General features: G+C 31.2%; 19 protein-coding genes and 1 other annotated feature. Of the genes, 1 reads left to right on the top strand and 18 read right to left on the bottom strand.

The annotated features are described in order from the left end of the window. Positions 1 to 185: 185 nt before the first annotated feature. From bsdtb5_RS06325 to bsdtb5_RS06250, 16 genes are all read right to left on the bottom strand, one after another. Positions 186 to 1244: an aldose epimerase family protein gene (locus bsdtb5_RS06325; protein ID WP_271715187.1), complete on the bottom strand. Its 1059-nt coding sequence runs from the start codon at positions 1242 to 1244 to the stop codon at positions 186 to 188. A 161-nt stretch (positions 1245 to 1405) separates the two neighbouring features. Further along, positions 1406 to 3994, bottom strand: a complete 2589-nt coding sequence (locus bsdtb5_RS06320; RefSeq protein ID WP_271715186.1) for a PAS domain-containing protein — start codon at positions 3992 to 3994, stop codon at positions 1406 to 1408. Between the two features lie 420 nt (positions 3995 to 4414). Beyond that, positions 4415 to 4615, bottom strand: a complete 201-nt coding sequence (locus bsdtb5_RS06315) for a cold-shock protein (RefSeq protein ID WP_271715185.1) — start codon at positions 4613 to 4615, stop codon at positions 4415 to 4417. 245 nt (positions 4616 to 4860) lie between these two features. Beyond that, positions 4861 to 5142, bottom strand: coding sequence for a DUF1294 domain-containing protein (locus bsdtb5_RS06310; protein WP_271715184.1), 282 nt, complete (start codon positions 5140 to 5142; stop codon positions 4861 to 4863). Next, complete coding sequence (gene aspS / locus bsdtb5_RS06305; RefSeq protein ID WP_271715183.1) at positions 5136 to 6941, bottom strand: aspartate--tRNA ligase; 1806 nt, start codon at positions 6939 to 6941, stop codon at positions 5136 to 5138. The genes bsdtb5_RS06310 and aspS overlap by 7 nt, the downstream gene beginning before the upstream one ends. 36 nt (positions 6942 to 6977) lie before the next feature. Continuing rightward, a complete protein-coding gene (gene hisS / locus bsdtb5_RS06300; RefSeq protein ID WP_271715182.1) occupies positions 6978 to 8225 on the bottom strand; it encodes a histidine--tRNA ligase in 1248 nt (415 codons plus the stop codon). Positions 8226 to 8363: 138 nt separating this feature from the next. After that, positions 8364 to 8587 (bottom strand) — a binding site (T-box leader). A 176-nt stretch (positions 8588 to 8763) separates the two neighbouring features. Continuing rightward, the gene (locus bsdtb5_RS06295) at positions 8764 to 9423 is read right to left on the bottom strand and encodes an HD-GYP domain-containing protein (RefSeq protein ID WP_271715181.1); all 660 of its coding nucleotides are present in this window, start codon (positions 9421 to 9423) and stop codon (positions 8764 to 8766) included. Positions 9424 to 9485: 62 nt separating this feature from the next. Further along, positions 9486 to 10988: a coproporphyrinogen dehydrogenase HemZ gene (gene hemZ / locus bsdtb5_RS06290; RefSeq protein ID WP_271715180.1), complete on the bottom strand. Its 1503-nt coding sequence runs from the start codon at positions 10986 to 10988 to the stop codon at positions 9486 to 9488. Between the two features lie 13 nt (positions 10989 to 11001). Continuing rightward, the gene (locus bsdtb5_RS06285; RefSeq protein ID WP_271715179.1) at positions 11002 to 11628 is read right to left on the bottom strand and encodes an MBL fold metallo-hydrolase; all 627 of its coding nucleotides are present in this window, start codon (positions 11626 to 11628) and stop codon (positions 11002 to 11004) included. A 111-nt stretch (positions 11629 to 11739) separates the two neighbouring features. Continuing rightward, positions 11740 to 14103, bottom strand: a complete 2364-nt coding sequence (locus bsdtb5_RS06280; RefSeq protein ID WP_271715178.1) for a RelA/SpoT family protein — start codon at positions 14101 to 14103, stop codon at positions 11740 to 11742. Positions 14104 to 14454: 351 nt separating this feature from the next. After that, the gene (locus bsdtb5_RS06275; RefSeq protein ID WP_271715177.1) at positions 14455 to 14979 is read right to left on the bottom strand and encodes an adenine phosphoribosyltransferase; all 525 of its coding nucleotides are present in this window, start codon (positions 14977 to 14979) and stop codon (positions 14455 to 14457) included. 214 nt (positions 14980 to 15193) lie between these two features. Next, complete coding sequence (recJ, locus tag bsdtb5_RS06270; protein WP_271715176.1) at positions 15194 to 16963, bottom strand: single-stranded-DNA-specific exonuclease RecJ; 1770 nt, start codon at positions 16961 to 16963, stop codon at positions 15194 to 15196. A gap of 258 nt (positions 16964 to 17221) precedes the next feature. Beyond that, positions 17222 to 19369 (bottom strand): protein translocase subunit SecD, encoded by a 2148-nt coding sequence (gene secD / locus bsdtb5_RS06265; protein WP_271715175.1) that lies wholly within the window; start codon positions 19367 to 19369, stop codon positions 17222 to 17224. A gap of 218 nt (positions 19370 to 19587) precedes the next feature. After that, positions 19588 to 20961: a thioether cross-link-forming SCIFF peptide maturase gene (scfB, locus tag bsdtb5_RS06260; protein ID WP_271715174.1), complete on the bottom strand. Its 1374-nt coding sequence runs from the start codon at positions 20959 to 20961 to the stop codon at positions 19588 to 19590. A gap of 228 nt (positions 20962 to 21189) precedes the next feature. After that, positions 21190 to 21333: a six-cysteine ranthipeptide SCIFF gene (gene scfA / locus bsdtb5_RS06255; RefSeq protein WP_271715173.1), complete on the bottom strand. Its 144-nt coding sequence runs from the start codon at positions 21331 to 21333 to the stop codon at positions 21190 to 21192. A 234-nt stretch (positions 21334 to 21567) separates the two neighbouring features. Beyond that, complete coding sequence (locus bsdtb5_RS06250) at positions 21568 to 21942, bottom strand: TIGR04086 family membrane protein (RefSeq protein ID WP_271715172.1); 375 nt, start codon at positions 21940 to 21942, stop codon at positions 21568 to 21570. A gap of 198 nt (positions 21943 to 22140) precedes the next feature. Between bsdtb5_RS06250 and bsdtb5_RS06245 the strand changes: the two genes are divergently transcribed. Then, a complete protein-coding gene (locus tag bsdtb5_RS06245; RefSeq protein WP_271715171.1) occupies positions 22141 to 23004 on the top strand; it encodes a PHP domain-containing protein in 864 nt (287 codons plus the stop codon). Positions 23005 to 23138: 134 nt separating this feature from the next. On the opposite strand, the gene yajC is transcribed toward bsdtb5_RS06245, so the two are convergent. Together yajC and tgt are read right to left on the bottom strand one after the other, a co-directional pair. Beyond that, positions 23139 to 23453, bottom strand: coding sequence for a preprotein translocase subunit YajC (gene yajC / locus bsdtb5_RS06240; protein WP_271715170.1), 315 nt, complete (start codon positions 23451 to 23453; stop codon positions 23139 to 23141). A gap of 24 nt (positions 23454 to 23477) precedes the next feature. Then, positions 23478 to 24614, bottom strand: a complete 1137-nt coding sequence (tgt, locus tag bsdtb5_RS06235) for a tRNA guanosine(34) transglycosylase Tgt (protein ID WP_271715169.1) — start codon at positions 24612 to 24614, stop codon at positions 23478 to 23480. Between the last annotated feature and the right edge of the window lie 72 nt (positions 24615 to 24686).

Here is a 24686-nt window from a genome sequence, read left to right as displayed (position 1 = left end):
AACTTATTAATCCTTTAAATATCTTTATAAAAGGTATCCAAAATCTTTAATAAAAAAGGTGTGAAGTCACTTCACACCTTTTTTATAACTTTTTATTTTATGTCTATTAATTATTTCCATTCTCACACATAAAATACTATAATATTTTGATTATTGTATCTTAGCTTTTATCATAAAATACCTAATTATAGATTACTAAATCTGAATACAGTTACAAAATCAAATGCTTCTCCAGCTTTAATTATAGAAGTAGGGAATCCTTCTGTATTACAAGCATTTGGGAAGAATTGAGTTTCCAAACATACAGCATCTTGAGGTTTATACTTTGCATGATTTTTATATCTGTCATCTTCATCAAAAAAGTTCGCTGTATATAATTGTAGACCTGGCATATCTGTATATATTTCTAACACACGTTTGCTCTTCTCATCTACTAATTCTGCTACTTTTTCAACTTCATCACCTGTAATGTCTAATACAAAGTTATGATCATATCCACTTGCGATCTTAATTGGTTTATAATCTTCCTTTATATCTTGACCAATTGCTTTTAAAGTTCTAAAATCCATTGGAGTTCCAGCAACATCCGCATACTCACCAGTTGGAATAAGATATTCATCTGTTGGAGTAAACTTATTAGCTTTTATCATTAATTTATGATCTAGTACAGAGCCTGAATCATGCCCTGATAGATTAAAATAAGAATGGTTTGTTAAGTTAACTACCGTATCTTTATCCGTTACTGCATAGTATTCTAATACTAATTCATTATCATCTGTTAAAGTATAAGTCATTGTAATATCAAGATTTCCTGGAAAACCTTGTTCCATATCAGGACTTATTCTAGAGAATTCAATGCACAACGAATCTTCTTCTTCAAATGTCTCAACTTCATACATCATCTTATTATAGCCAATTTTTCCACCATGAAGATTATTATTTCCATCATTTTTCTCTAATTCATAAGTTTTTCCATTAATTTCAAACTTTGCACCACCGATACGATTCGCATGTCGTCCTATAAATGAACCAAGATTAACTGGATTTACTTCATATGCTTCTAACTTATCAAATCCCATAGCCACATCTGTTTTATTTCCATCTTTATCTGGAACTAATAAACTAACTAATATTGCTCCATAATCTGTAAACGTAGCTGACATACCATTTTTATTAGTTAACGTATATAAAGATGCTTCTTCTTTGCTTTTTGTTGTCCCAAATTTCTTCTTTGTTATGCTCATTACATTCTCCTTTAAATTTTTTCAGATATATATAAATTATCCTATGATTATTTATATGTCAATATAGTATATCACCTAAAAATAGGACACCTTTTTGGTTAACTATTGCACGAATATTTTATTTTTATATAATCCTGATAGAAATATAGCTAAAAATATTACTATTCTAACAAAAATGAATATTCCTTTTTTAATCGATCCATTATATTAGTTATGTTTTTCATATTAATTAAATAAGCTCCCTGTCCATCAAACCATTGGATTTTCTTTGATTTCATCGATAAATAACATTCATTAATATGATCATAACATTTAAAGAGTCCCTCTTCTACTTGTTTAAATTGCACTCTATTATTATTCTTTAATTGGTATATTTCCAATTGATGTGTATCACAAAATTCTATAAACTGATTGCCAATAATATTAGAACCATAACTCATCGTTACTAAATTATTTGAAAACAATATTTCATTGTCTTGCTCTGACAATACTAAAACATATTCATCTAAATTATTTAATATTTCAAGCATTGTAAAATTATTACGATTCATTATTTCAGTTTCTCTAGCTTTTACAACTACATTTTGAATGATAGGTATTATCTCACGGAATAGGCTAATCTCTTCGTCTTTCCATTTAATTTTTTCTTTTGAATGCGTAAACACAATAATACTGTCATTATAATAATTTAAAGTTAGATGAGCGATTGCAGCTGCAGATACTTTAGAATTGAGAAAAAGTTCGTTGTATTCTGTTTTATCATCTGAATGGTATAACAGAACAAAACCTCCTCTATCCTTAAGAACACTTTGTAAATAAGGCATTTTTTCAGCGATTTGCTTATTTTTTCTACCTTTAGGTAATCCCTCACCCTGATGCCATTCATATTGTATCGCTAATTTCTGATCTTCTTCAACATTCTCATAAATTATTACTTTTTCTACTTCACTAAAACTAGCCACTTTATTGAAAATATTATTTAATACTTCAATATAAGGACGTTCTAAATGAGAGAGTTGGAGTATTTTAGTTATTAACTTAGCTTTTTCATATTGCTTTTCCGTTTTCAAAGAGGTCTCTCTGATTTTTTTCTTTTCATTAATTAATTCAAGTTTATCTAGTATTGTATTTCTTTGGCTTTTTACATAGCTCCATAAATACAAGCATATTTTTTCATAGCTTTTCTTTGCAATTACTTTCATATCAGATATGCATTTTAATTGATCTGGTTTTATATCAACTTCTAATTTTTTGGTGTTGCCAACCAAAAACCATGCACCAACTTTCATTTCTCCAAAGACAAAAGGTAAAATGGTAATTGTTAAGCTATTCTCATAATAATATCTTGTAATAGGCTTGTTTGCCTCCATGCATTCTTTAGTAAGTAGTTTTAAATGATTCATAAATCTTTTAGTAGTCATAATCTGATTGAAATCCTCTTTTAGATTTTTACGAACTACAATCTCAGTTAATATGTTTCCTTTATGATCAACTAAAAAATTCATGATACCTGATAAATTTTCAATAGACTCTTGCAATAACTTCATATATTCTAAATCGATTAAATCCCAAAAATTAACCATATTAAATATCTTATTTGTTAATATATAATCTTCATCTAGCTTAATCTTAAAAACATTTCTATTGTCAAGAAGTTCTTTTTCTAATTCTTTTTCATAGGTAATATCATTTACAACTCCTTCGCGATAATACTCCTGGTAATTCTCCCGAAATGCGATTGACTCTTCTCTTACCCAAATAATATCATTATTTGACGTAAGAATTCGATATTCTAATACTAATGGTTTATCTTCGATAAACGCTTTGTTATTGTCCCTCATATGTTCATTATATACTCGCAAATAATCATCTGGATGAATGATATCTTTCCATAATATTTTATTTGAATGAAAATCTATTGCATCATAACCATATTTTATTATATTTGGGCTTATATATTCAATTCCCCAATTACTTTCTGTATTCCACCGAACAATGATAGTACCACTTTTACTTACAACTTCTTTTAGTATTACATTTTCTTGTAATGTAGTTTGTAACAGATTATTTTTCTCTTCTTTATTTAAAATTTGTGTATAAACATATATTATTCCATCTGCTTTACCTTCACGGTTTAAAATAGGCATTTTATGTAATTTCACAAAAAAAGAATCACCATTATGTAATCTAAATTCCTCCATAATGTTATATATATTATTGCAGCTTTGTATTATTTCTAAATCATCATTTTCTATTTTATTAGCAACCTCATCATCAAAAATTTTTCTATTGACAACTTGTTCTTTTGTATCTATAGAAAAGTCCCACATACTATAACCGCTCAATCCCTGTAACACAAGGAATTCATCTTTCCATATCATTCTCGGAATCTGGTTCTTCATATGTTCCGTAAAAAAATGTTTTTGCGATAATTCAAAAAAACAGAATATAATATGATTTTTATCTACGATAAGCGAATTTAATTCCATATCAATAACCTGCTTATCACCCTTTGTTTCTATAATTACATTATTAAGAATCTGACTACCGTTATTAAGTAATTTACGGTTAAACTTATGTTTGATTTGTTCCTGCCATACAAGTTTTATATTTTTTAAATCGTATCCTAATATACCTCTTGCATACTCATTGATTGCTAATATTCTGCCAGTCTCATAAATATAAACTATTGTTGGAAAATCAATATAATCGATGAATTCTTGATAATATCTTTTTATATTACTCCTCATATTATTTCCCCCACAATTGATATGATATATCCTTTCTATTAAAAGTCATATCATTCAACACACTTTTACATAAAATACAAAATTATGTCAAGCTAAGTTTTTATTATATCATGGTTTTGCATAAAAATAAAGTTAATTCCAAACTTTAGTAAAACAGATTTCTTATATTTTTTTACTCTACAATCTTACGAAATACTTAGAAATGAGGATATTAAAACAGTACACAATTTCACTAGTACTAATTACCTATATAATATTATTCAATATTTTTTATTAATTATACTTTTTATATTAACACTACAAAAAAGGCTATCCAAAGGGATAGCCTTTAATCAATTCGTTTATTACAATATAGCTAATTCTGTATAAAAATTCTTAAAATTTATATATTAGAAAAAGGCACACTGAAAACTTTCTTGATTATAATTTTGATACGTTAGTAGCTTGAGGACCTTTAGCTCCATTTACAACTTCAAATTGAACTTCTTGTCCTTCTTCTAATGATTTGAATCCATCCATGTTAAGACCTGAGTAATGAACGAAAACGTCATTTCCTTGTTCATCTGAAATGAATCCAAAACCTTTTTGATTGTTAAACCATTTTACTGTACCTTTGTTCATGTGTAATTCCTCCAAAATAAAATAATATACTGTTGCAACCATCTGCAACAAGTTCATCTTATCACGTTTTGTTTATTTTGTCAAATGCTTTTTGTAAAAATGTAACTTTTTTATATAGATTTGACAAACCAAGACAAGATTCATCTTGTTACAAATATATTTTATCCAACTTACAAAAAATTATTATAAGTTTTTAATTTTATTTTAAGTATCAGATTAAGTACACACTATATACATTTTCTTATCTACAAATCAAAATTCAGAGGTATCACATTATAATAGTGATTAAAATACAGAATTACAATTTGTATCAATATGATAAAAGGTATTCCAAATAGAAAACTTAGATGTTTCGTCTTATGTCTTGCAAGAAACATTCCACAATAAACGCCAATACTTCCACCAACAGCCGCTGTTAAAAATAACGTTCGTTCTCGAATTCTCCATTTGTGATTTCTTGCACGCTCTTTATCGATAAACATTAGAAGTAGTCCAATCAAATTAATTATAATAAGATAAATTAACATTCTGTAGTTGGTTCCTCTACATTAGAAACCTCAATTCCTAATTCAACTAATTGTTTTTCTTCTACAATATTTGGTGCGTCTGTCATTAAACAAGATGCATCTTTTACCTTAGGGAATGCAATTACATCACGAATACTATCTTCTTTTGCCATTAACATCACAAGACGATCAAGTCCATATGCAAGTCCTGCATGAGGTGGTACCCCGTATTTAAATGCATTTAATAAGAATCCAAAACGATCATATGCATCTTCTTTTGAGAATCCTAATACTTCAAACATTTTTTCTTGTACATGATTCTGGAAGATACGAACACTACCACCGCCAATTTCAGTACCATTTAATACGATATCATAAGCTTTTGCTCTAACTTTTTCAGGAGCAGTATCTAATAAATGTAGATCTTCTTCCATTGGCATAGTAAACGGATGATGCTTTGCTACGTATCTTTCTTGTTCTTTGGAATATTCAAGTAATGGGAATTCTGTTACCCATAGGAATTTATATTCTTCTTTATTTAGTAACTCAAGATTTCTTGCTATTTCAAGTCTTAGATTACCTAACACATCAAATACAATATCATCTTCATCCGCTGCAAATAATAATAAATCTCCAGCTTTACCTTCCATTCTATTAATTAAAGCAGCCATTTCTTCTTCAGTCATGAATTTTGAGAAGGAGGATTTATTTGTTCCATCTTCGCTCATTGCAATGTATGCAAGACCTTTTGCTCCGAATCCTTTTGCAAAATCTACAAGAGCATCAATTTTCTTTCTTGGCATATTTCCTTGACCAGTTGCATTGATACCTCTTACAGAACCGCCATTACTTAATGCAGTTGTAAACACTGAGAATCCGCATCCTTTAACTACATCAGATACATCCTTTAATTCCATTCCAAAACGAAGATCTGGTTTATCAGAACCAAAGCGTTCCATTGCTTCCTTGTATGGCATTCTTTGAATTGGTAAAGATACTTCTACATCAAGAACTTCTTTAAATAATTTTTGTAATAGTCTTTCATTTACATCAATTACATCATCTACGTCAACAAAAGATAATTCCATATCCATCTGGGTAAATTCTGGTTGTCTATCTGCACGTAAGTCTTCATCACGGAAACATCTTACGATTTGGAAATATCTATCGTATCCAGAACACATTAAAAGTTGCTTGAACAACTGTGGTGATTGAGGAAGTGCATAGAAATTACCTGGATGTACACGGCTTGGCACTAAGTAGTCTCTTGCACCTTCTGGTGTACTCTTAGTTAACATTGGAGTTTCGATTTCAAGGAATCCTTCTTCTGCTAAGAAAGCACGTGTTAATGTAGCAACTTTACTTCTCATGATAAGATTCTTTTGAAGATCTGGTCTTCTAAGATCTAGATAACGATATTTTAATCTCAACTCTTCTTTTGTCTTACTGTCTTCTTCGATTGGGAAAGGAGGAGTATCTGATTCGGATAAAATACGTACTTCTGTTGCACGAAGCTCGATATCACCAGTTAATAAGTTATCATTTACTGCTCCTGAACGAGCTTCTACTTTACCTACTACTGCAATAACATATTCACTTCTTAATTTTTCTGCTTTTTTAAATCCTTCTTCTTTTACATCACTTTCTTCAAAAATGATCTGTAGAATTCCAGAACGGTCTCTTAAATCTACGAAGATGATTCCACCTTTATTTCTGCTTTTTTGAACCCATCCCATCACTGTTACAGTTTCACCAATATTTTTTTGGGATACTTCTGTACAACGATGGCTTCTTTTTAGGCCTTTCATTGTTTCTGCCATGTCAATTCCTCCTCTATGTCAATCAATGTTTGATTATTACTTAATAAATAATTGAGCTATTTTATCTAACTCTACTTCAATTTGTTCACCAGTCTCCATTACTTTTACGGTTGCTTTATTATTATTTAATTCATCTTCTCCTAAGATTACCGTGTGTCTTGCACCAATTTTATTCGCATATTTCATCTGAGCTTTTACGCTTCGATCCATATAATCAGTTTCAACTGTTACACCACTTAGACGAAGTTGATTCACTAGGTTATAAGCTTTTACTTTTGCTTCTTTTCCTAAAATACCTACATATAATTCAATTGGAGTTTCTTTTTCTAATTCTACATTTTCCTTTTCTAAGAAATATAGAATACGTTCAATTCCCATGCCGAACCCAACTGATGGAATATCCTTCTTATCATCAATCTCATGAATCAAATTATCATATCTTCCACCACCACATAGAGTAAATCCTTCTTCATTTACGAATTCGAATACTGTCTTTGTATAATAATCTAAACCTCTTACAATGCCTGTATCTATCTCGTAAGGAATATTAAGTTCTGTTAATAGGTGTTGTAATTCATCGAAATGTTCCTTACATTCTTCATCTAGATATTCGATTGTTCTAGGAGCATCTTTTACTATCTCTTTACAAGTTGGAACTTTACAATCAAGAACTCTTAGTGGATTCTTTGTCATTCTTTCCTTACAGGTTGGACATAAATGCTCCTCATGTTTCTTAAGGAAGGAAAGTAATGCATCATTATACGTTTTTCTACAATTCTGGCATCCGATACTATTAATATGAAGTTTAGCTTTCTTTAAACCAATTTCTTTAATAAAGGTTGTTATTAAGGTAATTAATTCTACTTCTGCTAGTGGACTCTTAGAACCTACGAATTCCACACCAAATTGATGATGTTGTCTTAACCTACCACTCTGTGGTTGCTCATATCGGAATGCTTGTGTTACGTAGAATAATTTGGTTGGTCCAGATTCTGCATACATATTATTTTCAAGGTAAGCTCTCATAGCACCTGCTGTACCTTCTGGCTTAAGAGTTATACTTCTATCACCTTTATCTGTAAAGGTGTACATCTCTTTTTGAACAACGTCAGTTGTCTCTCCAACACCTCGTTGAAACAATACTGTATGTTCAAATACTGGAGTAATAATCTCTTTAATATTGTATACTTTACACAACTTTCTAGCGAGATTCTCAATCACAGTTCTCTTATGCATGGATTCACCATACCAATCCTGTGTTCCTTTTGGTCTTTGCGTTATCATGTATTTTCCTCCTTATACTTATGATTAGTTCTTACGTTGTACATCTACAAAACTTTATAATATTATTTTTAACTGATCTCTTTAAGAACTCGCCATGCTCTGGGCGAGCGAACTAAAAAAAACGTCCCTGACAATAATGTCAGGGACGAGAATATACCCGCGGTACCACCCTGTTTGATTAAAGAAGCTACGCTTCTTTTCTCCAACTTAAGTCTTATAACGTAGACAATACGTACTATCCTACTTCATTCAGATAATCACTCAAAGGTGTCTTTCTTTTTATGAACTATAAGATGCTCCCAGTCTTGGCTTCTCTCTCTGTGATAGTTATATAAAAATACTTTCCTTATCAACACTTTTCATATTTACTGCATACATAAAATTGTATTCAGTTATGAATCATTTGTCAAGGCCTTTTTCTTTTAAGATTTTTATACATATTCAATTAAGTATGAGTTTTTCTGTTTTGTGCAAATTGCCTAGACTACCTACAAAACAGGTCATTTGTCTAGCAACTCATATGTATAACTTTCATTCACTAAGCAAGATTTGCAATACAAATCTTGAAATTTTTATCTTCTTTATTAGTTATGTCAATAATGGAGCTTACTTGCTTGAAGCACTCTGAATGTATCACTTGTAAAAAAGCTAAGAATACTTGCATATCAAAATTCTTAATTTCATCAATCATTAATTCAATAGCACTCTCAATATCAAAGGCTTTTCTATAAGGCCTTACAGATACTAATGCTGCAAATACATCACATACTCTGAGTATTCTAGCTCCCAACGGAATCACGTTTCCCTTTATATTATCTGGATATCCAGACCCATCAAAGTTCTCATGATGATGATAGATAGCTTTTAGAATATCTTCTTCATATCCCATCTGTTCTAACACTTCATAGCTAATAGTAGAATGCATACGAACGTATTTCATTTCTTCTATCATTAAAATATCTTTTCTTCTTCCATAGAGATGTTTCGTAAGTTTTAATTTACCTATATCATGTAACATACCTGCAACTTTCATTTTTTCGCAGAACTCATCATCCAGATTCAACTCCTTTGATATAAGTCTTGCTAAATTACTTACTAACATTCCATGATGAATAGCGTCAACTAAATCTTCTCTTATACAATCTTCAAGTTCCTCTAACTTGATGCTTTGCAAAAGACTATTCGTTTGTATCTTCATATTAACTAACTCCTATCTATACCTATGCCTATTGACATAACTGAGGTTACAGTATTCTACCACTAATTAAAATATTCTTGATATTCACTAAGGAAATTATGCTTTCTCCGAATCATCTCATCGATTCTTTCCACATAATCTTTGATACTTTTAACATTCTCAACTCTCTCAATACGATTTTCATTTGGAAATACAAATTTCGAAGATGCTCCTGCACCAAGAGCTATTATTGGGTGGCGTTCCTCCATAATTAATATGTTATAGATTCCTTCTTTCTCTTTTCTTGCATACCCAATATTCTCAAGATTATCAGCCATGTTCTTTTGCCTATAAAGATAATAAGGCTCATAAGCTTCCTCTTTTGCATATTGGTAAGTAAGATCAATCATAGCAACCGTATCAGATGGAATATAATCCTTATATTTATCTTTATATATATTCAAAAATGCAGCTCGCTTGATAGCAAGTGTATGCACTGTAATGCTATCTGGATTCATCTCGTTAATCTTATCTAGAGTATATGCTACATCTTCAACTGTTTCACCTGGAAGTCCTAATATAATATCCATATTAATATTATCATGTCCAGCTTCTCTTGCCATCGTAAATGCTTTCTCGATTTGCTCTACCGTATGCTTTCGACCAATCAGATCTAACGTCTTTTGCCTCATGCTTTGTGGATTAATTGAGATTCTTGTCACTTGATTTTCTTTTAGAATCTTCAATTTGTCCATTGTGATACTATCTGGTCTTCCAGCTTCTACTGTGAATTCTTTTACAAATGTAAAATTAAAACTAGAAGTTATTTTCTTTAAAAGCTTTTCTAATCTTTCTTCGTTTAATGTGGTAGGTGTTCCACCACCAACATAGATTGTGGTTAATTTTTTATTAGGAAAAGCATTCTTAGCATAGTCGATTTCTTTAAATAACGCTTCTAAGTATTTATCGACATAATCATCATATTTTTCTATAGAAAACGAAGTAAAGGAGCAATATAAACAAGTACTTGGGCAAAAAGGTATCCCAATATAAATACTATATCCATTCATATCATCTATTTCGTTTAAAATCTTAAATTCTTTTTTCGCAATAAATAAACTAAGTTCTGCTTTCTCTTTTGAACATAAATATTCACTTTCTAAATATTTAAGGATTTCTTCATCACTTTCACCATTCTCTAACTTTTCCATCGGAAGTTTGGTTGGACGTATTCCGGTAAGTGTTCCCCATGGTAATTGCTTATCTGTAACACCACTAAATAAATGATAGAGTAACCTTTTTAAAATATTTTTATAAACTTTTCTATTCGAATACTCACCGTCTCGTGATTCTGTTCTAATGTCTCTTCCATCTTCTATCCAAATATAAGATACTTTCTCTTCCTTGTACTGAATATATAGAAAACTTTGTTCTATTGCAGCTTTTTTAACCGATTCATCATTCATAACATCCTGCTCATCGAAGCTCTTCACTTCAAACTTTATCTCTTCTTCTGGAAGAAATGCCTTAACTAAAGATCGAATGTCATATTCAAAATCATTTTTTGATAAAATTACTTGTATCATAAATGGCTCCTATCTAACCAATATAAGGATTATTTTGCTTTTCATGTCCGATTGTTGTAGTATCAGAATGACCTGGTAATACCATAATATGATCATCTAATACAAATAACTTATTCTTAATGGTATCAAGGAGCACCTGTTGATTACCGGTAGGTAGATCTGCTCGTCCAATAGATTCCTCAAATAGTGTATCACCACTTACCAGCACTCCTTCTTTGCTAAATAAGTAACATACTCCGCCACCAGTATGTCCAGGTGTGTGAATTACTTCAATATCAAATCCAGCTAGGTTAATAATCTCCTTATCCATTAGCCATGTATCTGCTTGTACAGTAAAAGATTTTCCGCCCATCGTTAAGGAGCAATTCATATATGGATCTTCTAACAAATCTTTTTCATGCTCACCTGCATATATACTAACCTTACATTCATTCGCTAATTCTCTAACAGCAAGGATATGGTCAAAATGCCCATGCGTTAACAATATTCCAACCAATGTTAATTCTTCCTTTTTTATAAATTGAATAATATCACTTGCATTGTCTGCAGGATCAAATACAATAGCTTCTTTTGTATTGGGATTACTGATGATATAACAGTTTGTAGATACCATTCCAAGTGTTAATCTATTTATATTCATAGTAATTACACCTTTCTATATTGCTTGTTTTCATTGCAAATCTTTTCACACTTAATAGTGCCAAAATCCTGCTGACAAACCTAGAATTTTGACACTTTTAATCATTCTATATTAACCTGTTGTTCTCTCAATATCTAGAACACTTTCTACATTACGTATTTTTGCTATAATAGTTTTTAGTTGCTCCACTCCATTAATCTCAAAGCCCACACTTATTGTAGCGGTACCCTGTTTACTTGTTCTTACTGTCATGGAGGTTACATCTATCTTGGACTCTGTAAAGATCTTTGACACATCAAGTAGAACACCATTACGATTATTTGCAAAGATTCGAATCTCTGTTGTATATAGTTCTCCCTGAATCTTATCTTCTGGTATATGCCATTCTGCTTCAATCAGACGAATTCGATCTTCTTCAGGCAGATTAATTACATTAATGCAATCGGTTCTATGAATAGAAACACCACGACCTCTTGTAACAAAACCTATGATCTCATCACCTGGTACTGGACTACAACATTTAGAAAATCTTACAGCTACGTCATGAATTCCTTCAACGACAATTCCGCCTTTTGTTTTGGCAACCGTTGCAGCTTTATTTTCTTTCACTTCACTGATTGTTTCTAATAGCTTTTCATCTGTAATTTCTTTTCTATGCTTTTTCGTATATTCTTCTTGTAGCTTGTTCACCACTTGGCCTTCTTTAAGACCACCATGACCAACCGCAGCATAGATAGAATCCCAATCCCTAAAACCATATTTTTGCATTACTTTTTGCATAAATTCTGGTTTCATGATATCACTAATTACAATGGATTTCACTTTACAATATTTATCAATCATTTCTTTTCCTTTGATAATATTGTCTTCTTTGAGTTCTGTTTTAAACCATTGATTTATCTTATTCTTTGCTTGTGTACTTTTTACAATGCTCAACCAGTCTCTACTAGGACCTCTTGAATTCTGTGATGTGATAATCTCAATTCGATCTCCATTTTGAATCACATAGTCAATGGTAACAAGCTTGCCATTCACTCTTGAGCCTACCATCTTATTACCAACCGCACTGTGAATACTATAGGCAAAATCAATTGGTGTAGATCCATTTGGAAGATTCTTTACATCACCTGATGGTGTGAAACAATACACACTTTCTGAGAATAAATCCAAATCACTTTTTAATAAGCTTAAAAATTCCTTATTATCAGACATATCGCGTTGCCACTCTAAGATTTGTCTCAACCATGTAAGTTTTGCTTCTTCATTATCTCTCGTGTTCTTGCCATCTTGAGACTCTTTATACTTCCAGTGAGCAGCAATACCAAATTCAGCTGTTCTATGCATGTCAAACGTACGAATCTGAATCTCAAATGGTTGCCCCAATGGTCCTATTAAGGTTGTATGAAGCGATTGATACATATTTGCCTTTGGCATTGCAATATAATCTTTGAAACGGCCTGGTATTGGCTTATACATCTCATGAATAACCCCCAAAGCCGCATAGCAATCTTTTACCGTATCAACAATAATCCTTACAGCAAATAAATCATATATTTGATCTAATGTTTTATTCTGATTAATCATTTTTTTATAAATACTAAAGAAATGTTTTACACGTCCATCAATCTTAGCATCGATTCCAGATGATTCTACGTGATTTCTTACTTCTCGAACGATTCCTTGTATAAAGTCTTCTCTTTCTGTCTTCTTTGAAGTAATCTTCTCAGTTAGCTCTTTATATACCTCAGGTTCAAGATATTTTAGAGACAAATCATCAAGTTCAATCTTTATTTTTGAAATACCAAGTCTTTGCGCAATTGGTGCATAAATATCCATGGTCTCTCTTGCTTTTTCTCTTTGCTTCTCTGGTTTCATATATTGTAGAGTACGCATATTATGAAGTCTATCGGCTAACTTTATCAAGATTACACGAATATCTTTTGCCATAGCTAAGAACATTTTTCTAAGGTTCTCTGCTTGTATCTCAACTTTATCTTTGGAATAATTCAATTGCGTTAACTTAGTAACTCCATCTACTAATAAAGCAACTTCTGCATTGAATTCTTTCGTAATCTCCTCAGTAGTTAAAACTGTATCTTCAACCACATCATGTAATAATCCCGCAACAATCGTTTCTTTATCAAGCTCTAATTCTGCTAGTATGATACCGACACATATTGGGTGGATGATATATGGTTCCCCAGATTTTCTAACTTGATCTTTATGTGCATTAAAAGCTATAGTATAAGCCTTCTCAATCATAGATATATCAGTTGAAGGATGGTAATTTCTTATTGTAGTAATTAACTGTTTATACAAAACCTCTGGACTAGTAAAGTCTTTTGGCGCATTAATATCCGTAAAATCATCAGCTACCACATCACTAGCCACAGTAGCGGATTTCTTTCCTATTGTTTCTAAATCTTTTTTGATCTTACTTTCACATCCGCTAGAAATATCGTCTTGTCTCTCCATGAAATCACCACCTATTTTTAAATATTAACATTAATTATAAAGAATTTTGATAAAAAAATCAACGTATTTATTCGAAAGCTTAATTTTAGACATATTGTTTGTCATATTTTACCACTATTATTTTATTTATATGCATAATACCTGTATAATTAATCTATTTATTTTAAAATCACATAGTATTTATACTACATTGAAGTATTATCTCTGTTGATAATTAATTTTTCTTGTTTATCTATCAATCTGTAATCGAGTAGAAGAAAAATTTCAATAAATTTTCCTCGTTCATGATGGATAAAATTAGAAAAAGTGAGCTTCACGCTCACTTTTTTACAGATTTATATTATCCTACTATTATTTACCTTCGTATTTGATTACTGCTTCGATATCATAATCTTTAAGCTTATCTCTACCATTTAAGCCTTCTAATTCCATTAAAAATACGATCTTAACAACTTCTCCACCTAATTGTTTGATTAACTTAACAATAGCTTCAATTGTACCACCAGTTGCAATTAAGTCATCAATGATAACGACTTTTTGTCCTGGCTTAATAGAATCTTTATGCATTTCAACTACTGCTGAACCGTATTCAAGATCATATTCCATTTCAACTGTTTCGCAAGGTAATTTTCCTTTTTTACGTACCGGAACAAAACCTTTATTTAAATTATAAGCGATTGGTACACCAAAGATAAATCCTCTTGATTCTGGTCCAACAACGATATCAAAATCAATATCTTTAATTGTATCTTGCATTTGATCAATTGCTAATTTTAAACTGTCTTTATCTTGAAGTACTGATGTTATATCACGAAAGATAATTCCTTCCTCAGGAAAATTAGGTATACTTCTTACATATTCTTCTAAGTTTTTCATTTTATATGCTCCTTTATAATGTGTTTTCTTCCACTAACTACCTTGTAATTAGTGATGTTATCTACACAACTTAACTTTTTCGTTCTTTTACATTACCAATTAACTGATAGTTTAAATTTGTATGTAAAACTTATCACAATTCTATATTATATCATGATTTGATCTAAATAGCAAAATAATTTTATTAACAAACTAACAGTTATTTTATTTTAACTCAACGATAATTCTGTACAATTACTTGAATGTTCTTGTTACCTTGATATTCATTGATATCAGGATAAAATACAAGATCCATTCTTACCATGTTCTGTATCCCTTGATACAAGGCTTTCAATTGCTCTTCACCATATTTATCAATAACTTTTCGCTCAAACCCTTCTACATCTCCAAAAATCATTGCAGAATAACTTGATTGATAGTCAGAACTTTCATCTCTTACAGTAAGCTTTATAACGTTTCGATTAGCACCTAATACAAATGCTTTTAATACATTAACATCTTTTATTGCAAAGAGAGGCTTGGTATTTCCTTTCCCATACGGTTCTAATTTTCCGATCTCATCGATTAGATTATAGCTAATGTGTTGAAACGGTAAGACCATATCAAAAGATACTTTTCTTTGTAGATCATAATCTGTTAAGGTAGTATATCCATTGAGTTCTTTCCTCAATAACTCAATATTTTCTTCTTCTAATGACAGTCCAGCAGCCATTGGATGTCCTCCAAATTTAGATAATAAATGCTTACATTTATTTAATTCTTCAAACATATTGTATTCCTCAATTGATCTGGCGGATCCTTTTACACCTTCTTCCGCTTTTGTTAAAACAATCGTAGGTTTATTATATTTTTCTTTAATTCTTCCTGCTATAATACCTGCTAGACTTTCATGGCAATCTTCAATGTATACAACAATAACTTTATCTGATTTTATTTCTGAATTCTCAATTATCTCAACTGCTTTTACTAATCCTTCACTTGTTAAGTCTTTTCTTTCATCGTTTAAATTCTTTAATTTTTTTGCTAATAATCTTGCTTCATTCTCATCTTCTGATAGCAATAAACGTAAACCTACTTTTGCAGATTCTAGGCGTCCCGAAGCATTGATACATGGTCCAATTATAAATCCAAGATGATATACTGTAATGCAATTGGCATTCAATTTTGATTCTTCGATTAAAGCTTTTAGTCCTAAATGAGAAGTAGATGATAGCATCTTTAGCCCATGCTTTACAATGATTCTATTTTCATTCACTAGGTCCATAACATCACATACCGTTGCAATGGAGACAAATTCAATTAATCTGTCGGATTCCCATTTTTCAATCCCGCATTCTTCATATAGTACTTGGATTAATTTAAATGCCACCGTTGCCCCGCAAATACCTTCGAATGGATAAGTGCAATCCAATTGTTTTGGATTAATAACAGCATCCGCTTCTGGTACAATATATTTCCTATCCACTCCCTCTTCAACGAAGGGGATATCATGATGATCTGTAATAATTACAGTCATGCCCAATTCTTTTGCATGTTTTACCTGATTAATTGCTGCGATACCATTGTCACAAGTAATAATAGTATCAATCTTTTCTGCATAAGCAGCATCTATGATTGATATATTGATTCCATATCCGTCCTTCATTCGATCTGGTATCTCATAGTCAACATTGGCACCACATCGTTTTAGCGCTGTATATAGAACATAAGTTGCTACAACACCATCTACGTCATAATCACCAACTACTCGAATTCTCTTTCCTTCTCTTATCTTATCTATTAATAGATTACTTGCTTTTCTAACATCCTTTAACTCATATGGATTATTCATATCTTGTAGAGTACCATGAAGATATTGATTTAATTCTTCCTTGCTACTTATATTTCTATTTACAATTAATCTAGCTAAGATTTCGCTAATATGATATTGCTTAGCTATTAGTGAAAAATCTGCTTTCTTATTTTTGATAAACCATTTTTCCATTTCATTTCACTTTCTTCGTATTGTAATTATTCTTTTGAATTAGCAAAGAATATTCGCCTACTAACCAGAGTTATTTTTATTTTATCTTTCTTTTGTTTCAAAATCAATCTTAATATAATTGTTACATAAGGATAAATAATATAACTCAGGTATGTTTTAGTAACATCCTAAGAATTGATTCATGAAAAAAGATATCTAGCAATCACTAGATACCTTTTTTCTCTTACTTATTCTAATTAAAATTCATTATTTTATTATTTAAGCTTTCTTAGTCTTATTCCCAATCTTATTAAAGTAAAACCACAATGGTCCTGTAATACAGATAGAAGAATAAGCTCCGAATACAATACCTACTACTAATGGTATTGTAAATTCTTTCACAGAATCTACACCCATAATACATAACACAAAAATTGAAATAAATACTGTTAAGTTTGTATTAATCGCTCTTGTTAAAGTTTGGTTAATACTACCATTAACCAATTCTTCCATAGTCGTTTTCTTAGACATTTCTTTTCTATTCTCACGAATACGGTCAAAGATGATAATTGTTGCATTAATTGAGAAACCTAATATAGTCAACATACATGCAATAAATGAGTTACTAATTGGAATTCTAAATACGGAATATACCATGAATACAACTAATATATCATGTGCTAGTGCAAGTACAGCACTCGCGCCAAAACGTACATCTTTAAATCTTACCCAGATATAAAGTAACATACACACAATTGCTATAATTACAGAAACAATAGCATTCTGTCTCATCGAATCACTTACTACACCGCTAATACTTGTTGATGTAATCTTGTCTTCCTTTACACCATATTTCTTAGTAATTTCATTTTCAAGTTTTGTTCTTTGAGATAAATTCATTACTTTTGTATTTACAATAAGTGTATTTGTATCTTTTACTGTTGATGTTTCTACATTTCCATCTTTCGTAATATCTTTTACTAAATCTTCAACTTCAAGCCTTAAGGATTTAGAAATATCTTTACCAAATGTTATCTCAGTTGATGTACCACCTTTAAAATCTAGTCCATAATTTAGGTAATCACCGATTTGATTCTTATTAACAAATAGAGCACCAATACCTACAACGATAGTAATAATTGAGATAGCAAAATAGATTTTTGTATGTTTAATATAATTAATCTTTGGTATACGTTTTTGAATACCGAAGTGTTTAATATCATCAAATCCTAGTGAATATAATGCATTTACTAACAATCTTGTTATTGTTAATGCTGTAAACATAGATAAAATAACACCGATTGCAAGAGTTTGAGCAAATCCTTTAATTGTACCAGAAGCATTAAAATATAGAATTGCTGCTGCGATGATTGTTGTTAAGTTACCATCAATGATTGCTGATAACGCTTTATGGAAACCTAACTGTATAGAGGAACGAATCGTCTTACCAGCGGCTAATTCCTCTTTAATTCTTGTAAAGATAATTACATTTGCATCAACCGCCATACCAATGGATAGGATAATACCTGCGATACCAGGTAACGTTAGTGTAACGTCGAATGCATTCAGTATTAATAAAGTCAATGCTACATACAATGTTAATGCGATATCAGCTGCAAGACCAGCAACACGATAAAATACTAACATAAAGAGTAATACTAATACGAATCCAATCACACCAGCAATTAAACTAGTATGAAGTGCTTCAATACCTAATTTTGCACCCACTACCTTTGATTGTACTTCCTTTAATTGTAGTGGTAGTGCACCAATACGAATAGTAGAAGCTAATTTTTCGGCTTCATCATAGTTAGATTGTCCTGAAATTTGTGCTTTTCCATCTGTAATTGCAACCTGAACTTTTGGATAACTTACAACTTGTCCATCATATACAATATAGATTACTTTACCGATATTTGCTTTAGTAGCTACCGCAAATTTCTTAGCACCTTTTGCATTCAATTGTAAGTCAACTACATATTCAATGTTATTCATATTATTCTTAATTGTTCCAGCTTTAGCTGTTTGAATATCATCACCATTAAGAACTTCTTTTTTATTCTCATCTAAAAATGTAAGTGAACCTGCATTACCTAATTCTTTAAGAATCTTATTTGCATCTTTTACACCAGGAATATCAACGTTGATTTGATTATTTCCTTGTTGGTAAACTGCAGACTCAGTACTGTAATTTTCTACACGCTTTTGTAATTTATAGATAGTATCACTCATCTCTTGCTTCGTAGGATGCTTATCTACTGCCTGATACGTAATACTAACTCCTCCTGCAAGATCAAGGCCTAGCTTAATATTCTTTGCTGAACCTTTATGTTGTGAACCAACACCTACGGCTGCTACTACTCCAAATATTACAATCGCCGCAAAAACAGCTAGGATTCGTAGTAACCCCTTGCTTTTATCATTCATATAACACTTCTCCTTTTCTCCCTAATAACTAGGTTTCTTTTTATCATTAGAATGCTCATTATCTCACACTCTACTAATACAGACTAAAAATATTATACTTTTATTTTAGAAAAAAGCAATCCTATTTTTTGTAATAATAATCCTGTCATTTTTGTACATTATGCACACTTCACAAAATTTATATGATAAAAAATATAAGAATTGCTTAAATCTAGTTTTTATTCCATCTCTGCTTGGGCAGCTTTAATCATGATAGCACACTCTACTCTTTTTCTTTGAAGTTCACAACCAATATCATAAGTATCATTAATATCTCCATGGAACTTATAAGAATTAGCAGCACATCCTCCACTACAATAGAATTTTGCAAAACATGATTTACATTTATCTTTTGTATATAGATTACAACACTTGAATTGTTCTTGTACGTTTGAATTCACAATACCATCGTCTACATTTCCTAATAGGTATTCTGTACTTCCTACAAATTGGTGACATGGATATAAGTCTCCCCAAGGTGTTACTGCCAAATATTCTGTACCCGAACCACAGCCAGACATTCTCTTGTATACACATGGACCACCGCTTAAGTCAATCATGAAATGGAAGAAGTTGAAATCTTTACCTTCTTTCTTTCTTTCAATCATTTTCTTAGCTAACTTATCGTATTCAGCACAGATTACTGGGATATCTTCTTCAGTGATAGAATATTCTTCTTCTGGAAGAGATACAACTGGCTCAACTGAGATTTGTTTAAATCCTAAATCTGCCAAATGAAGAACATCTTCTGAAAAATCTAGATTATGATGTGTAAATGTTCCTCTAACATAGTAATTCGTTTGATTTCGGCTTTCCGCTACCTTAACGAATTTTGGTACGATATAATCATAACTTCCTGTACCTTTTTTATTAGAAAGAGGTCTCATCTGATCATTTATTTCTTTTCGTCCGTCAATACTTAATACGATATTGGACATTTCTTTATTGGCAAATTCAATAATATCATCATTTAATAATAGTCCATTGGTAGTCAATGTAAAACGAAACTTTTTATTATGAATCTGTTCTTGCTCTCTACCATACTTCACAAGATCTTTTACAACTTGAAAATTCATTAATGGCTCTCCACCAAAGAAATCCACTTCAAGATTATGTCTATTGCCAGAACTCTTAATTAAGAAATCTAAAGCTTTTTTACCCACTTCGTAACTCATAAGAGAACGATCACCCTTATATTCGCCTTCTTCTGCGAAACAATATTTACATGCGAAATTACAATCATGTGCAATATGTAAACATAAAGCTTTTACTACGGTAGAACGATTTTTAAAATCACCTGCATGATTCTCATAAATGTCTTCTGTAAATAATGCACCATCATTTTTTAAACCTTCAATTTCTCCTATTGCCTCTAAGATCTCTGCCTCTGTCGTTGAACTATACTTTTTAAGAATCGTAGTTACGATATCCTCTTTACTATTATTCTCATATAAGCCAATGATGTCATACACAACATCATCTACCACATGAATCATACCACTATTAACGTCAAGTACGATATTGTACCCGTTGCTTTTATATTGATGTATCACTTAGGTTACTCCTTCCATAAGTTAAAACTTATTCTAGAAATGTTTTTTACACAACTCAAAGAGGATGTCTAGTTACAAGACAGCCTCTTTCAAAATTATATATTTTCTTATCTTAGTTACAATTATTCTACATTACTTTCTTTTCCATGTGGAAACTTACATAAACTAATTTATTCATATTTAAAAATAAATAATGAATAAGCAGCGACTTTCGTCGCTGCCCACGAATTAGTTATTGTTTTCACAACTTTGGTTTCCAACTGTGCAAGAAGTTTTACAAGCTGATTGGCAGGAAGTTTGACATTCTCCACATCCACCTTTTTTTAATGTATCTTTTAAATTTCTAGTATTTAATGTTTTAATATGTTTCATTTTATTACCTCCTTCACTATTCAACTTGTGCTATTATAACACATTTTTTATGGTTTTTAAAGTATTTTTTTGAGAAATATACCATATTCAGTTAGAGTGTCAAAAGTCATTCTCAATCTAAATTGTGTATATTGATGTATAATTATTAATTTTGGCGTAGTCCGGCCGAAGGTATCGTTTATATTTTGTCAAGACTCATAGTGAAAATAGGACTTTTAACACTCTAACCATTGATTAACTAATCATTCCTCCAAGCATTCCTCCTAATGTACACATAAAAAATACCGTTACTGCACTACCAACATGAGCAAATACAGCTTTACTTACCATGATTGATACAATTAGTATAATTAGAAAATAAAGTACCCCCATTAAGATTCCCCACAGATACTTCTTCTGCTCTACATTTTTGCCAATTATGAAGCCTCCAACCAAATTAGATAGGATATATGATATTATCACTCCTATTTTTACTACGCTGTTGGATACATCCATTTTATAAACAAATAGAGCCAATAATAATAATATGATTGTTGTAATAATATAAGATGTTAGCAAAGAACGTATAATTACAAATACTTTTGTATTCTTTTGAATAGCTTTGTCCATCTTACTACCTCCCATGGATTATATTGACAATATATGAGTGTCGAATGGAATATATACTTGTGAAATGTATTTGTTTATGTGTTTAATTATCTATTTCATTCATGTTGCAACTTGTGGTACAATAAAATAACTGAAACATCGTTATTGCTTGACCTCATAAAGGAAGGAAGTGAATAGCACTTTATCAGTGCTTATATTATGAAATATATTGACTTACATGTACACTCCAATGTATCAGATGGAACTCTTACTCCAAAGGAAGTTGTCGAAAAAGCTGTTAAAATGAATCTAGCTGCATTTGCATTAACGGATCATGACACCGTTATGAGAATTAGCGAAGCTCTTAACGCAGTAAAGGAATATCAGAACAACGGAATAGATCTTGAGTTAATACCAGGTGTTGAAATATCAGTAGCATATAAATCCAAAGATATTCATATGCTCGGTCTATTTCTTGATTACCAAAATGAAACTTTAATAAGCGAATTACAAGCTGTCGTAAATGATAGAGAAAATAGAAATATTAAAATGATTGCTAACCTTCAAAATGCTGGTATTGATATAACTCTTGAAAAATTAGTTGAGTCCGAAGGCGATTCCATTATAACTAGGGCCCATTTTGCAAAATATCTATTAGAGCATAGTTATGTAAAATCTAGAGAGGAGGCTTTTAAAAAATATCTTGGAGAAGATGGTCCTTATTATGTACCACGTAAATTTATCACCCCTGAAAAAGGAATTGAACTAATAAAAGCTGCTGGAGGAATTCCTGTGCTCGCTCATCCTCTGTTATATAAATTACCTCCAAAAGAATTAGATTCTCTTATTTCAAGACTAAAAAACGCTGGACTAGTAGGCATTGAAACTATCTATAGTGCAAATGTTGACTTTGATGAAAGTTATGTTCGAAAGCTTGCAAATAAATATGACTTATTAATTACAGGTGGTTCTGACTTTCACGGTGCTAACAAACCACTTATTGAAATGGGCATTGGGAAAGGCAATCTAAGAATTCCATATTCTATACTAGAGAAACTAAAAGAATATCTTACAAACAAATAATTAACTTATTACCATGATTGGAACTTTTCGACTAAATATATCAAGCAAACAAAATACTAAATTAGAATAATCAAATAAAAAGGCAGTTAACAAATATTAATTGATATTTGCAAACTACCTTTTTTTATTATCTATTATTCTTGATTTGGTTTTTCAACTTCAATTATTGCAGACTTCTTCATTGGAATTCTACAATTCTTATTATTTCCGAATTCAACAATAACAACTTCTTCCATAACATCAATAACAACACCATAGAAACCACTTGAAGTAAGTACACTATCACCATTTTCAAGTGTTAATAATAATGCATCATGTGCTTTTTGTTGTTTCTTTTGTGGTCTTACCATTAAGAAATAAATACCACCACCAAATATTACGATGTAAAATACAAGAATTAAAGTTCCTCCTGCTGCAGTACTTTGAGATAAATAAGGTAAAAAATTCATTATAAATCCTCCTAAATGCTTATATTATTTTTTATCATTTATTAAAAAGCCATCTAATTTTGCTTTTTTATACTCTTTATAACGATTATTCTCAATAGCATCTCTTATTTCTTCCATCATATTATTATAGAAATATAGATTATGAGTTACCATAAGTCTTAATCCTAACATTTCTTTTGCTTTTAATAGATGTCTGATATATGCTCTGCTATAATGCTTACATGCTGGACAATTACATCCTTCTTCTATCGGTTTGTCATCTAATTCATACTTTGCATTCATTAGATTCATCTTACCTTGGTTCGTATATGCATGACCATGTCTTCCATTTCTTGCAGGATATACGCAGTCAAAGAAATCTACTCCTCGATCTACTGCTTCTAATATATTAGCTGGAGTACCAACTCCCATTAAGTAAACAGGCTTCTCTATTGGTAGATATGGAACTGTCTCCTCAATAATTCGATACATCTCTTCATGAGACTCACCTACTGCTAATCCACCTAATGCATAGCCATCAAGATCTAACTCCGATATTAATTTTGCATGTTCAATACGGATATCTTCAAAGGTTCCACCTTGGTTAATACCAAAAAGCATCTGATGCTTATTAATGGTATCTTCTAAAGAATTCAAGCGATCCATCTCCGCCTTACACCTTAGTAACCACCTTGTTGTACGATCTACTGAATTCTGCATATATTCTCTAGTCGCTGGGTGAGGTGGACATTCATCAAATGCCATTGCTATTGTAGAAGCAAGATTCGATTGAATCTGCATACTTTCCTCTGGCCCCATAAAAATCTTATGACCATCAATATGAGAACTAAAATATACTCCCTCTTCTTTAATCTTTCTTAGACCAGCAAGGGAAAATACTTGAAATCCACCTGAATCCGTAAGGATTGGCTTATCCCAATTCATAAATTTATGAAGTCCTCCAAGTTTCTTAACTACTTGATCACCTGGTCTTACATGTAAGTGATACGTATTTGACAATTCTACTTGTGTCTTCATCTCTTGTAAATCCATTGTTGAAACTGCACCTTTTATTGCTGCTGCAGTACCAACGTTCATAAAAACTGGCGTTTGAATCGTACCATGAACAGTCTTAAACTCGCCACGTTTTGCATTACCGTCTCTGTTTATTAACTTGTACATCTTTTCTCCATTCCTTAGCATGTGCCACTCATGCGTTATAAACAATCGTAAGGTTTTCGTCCATAACAAAGA

Origin of the sequence: Anaeromicropila herbilytica (assembly GCF_016591975.1) — a bacterium.
GTDB classification, from domain to species: Bacteria; Bacillota; Clostridia; order Lachnospirales; family Lachnospiraceae; genus Anaeromicropila; species Anaeromicropila herbilytica.
This window is presented reverse-complemented; position numbering and strand designations above follow the sequence as displayed.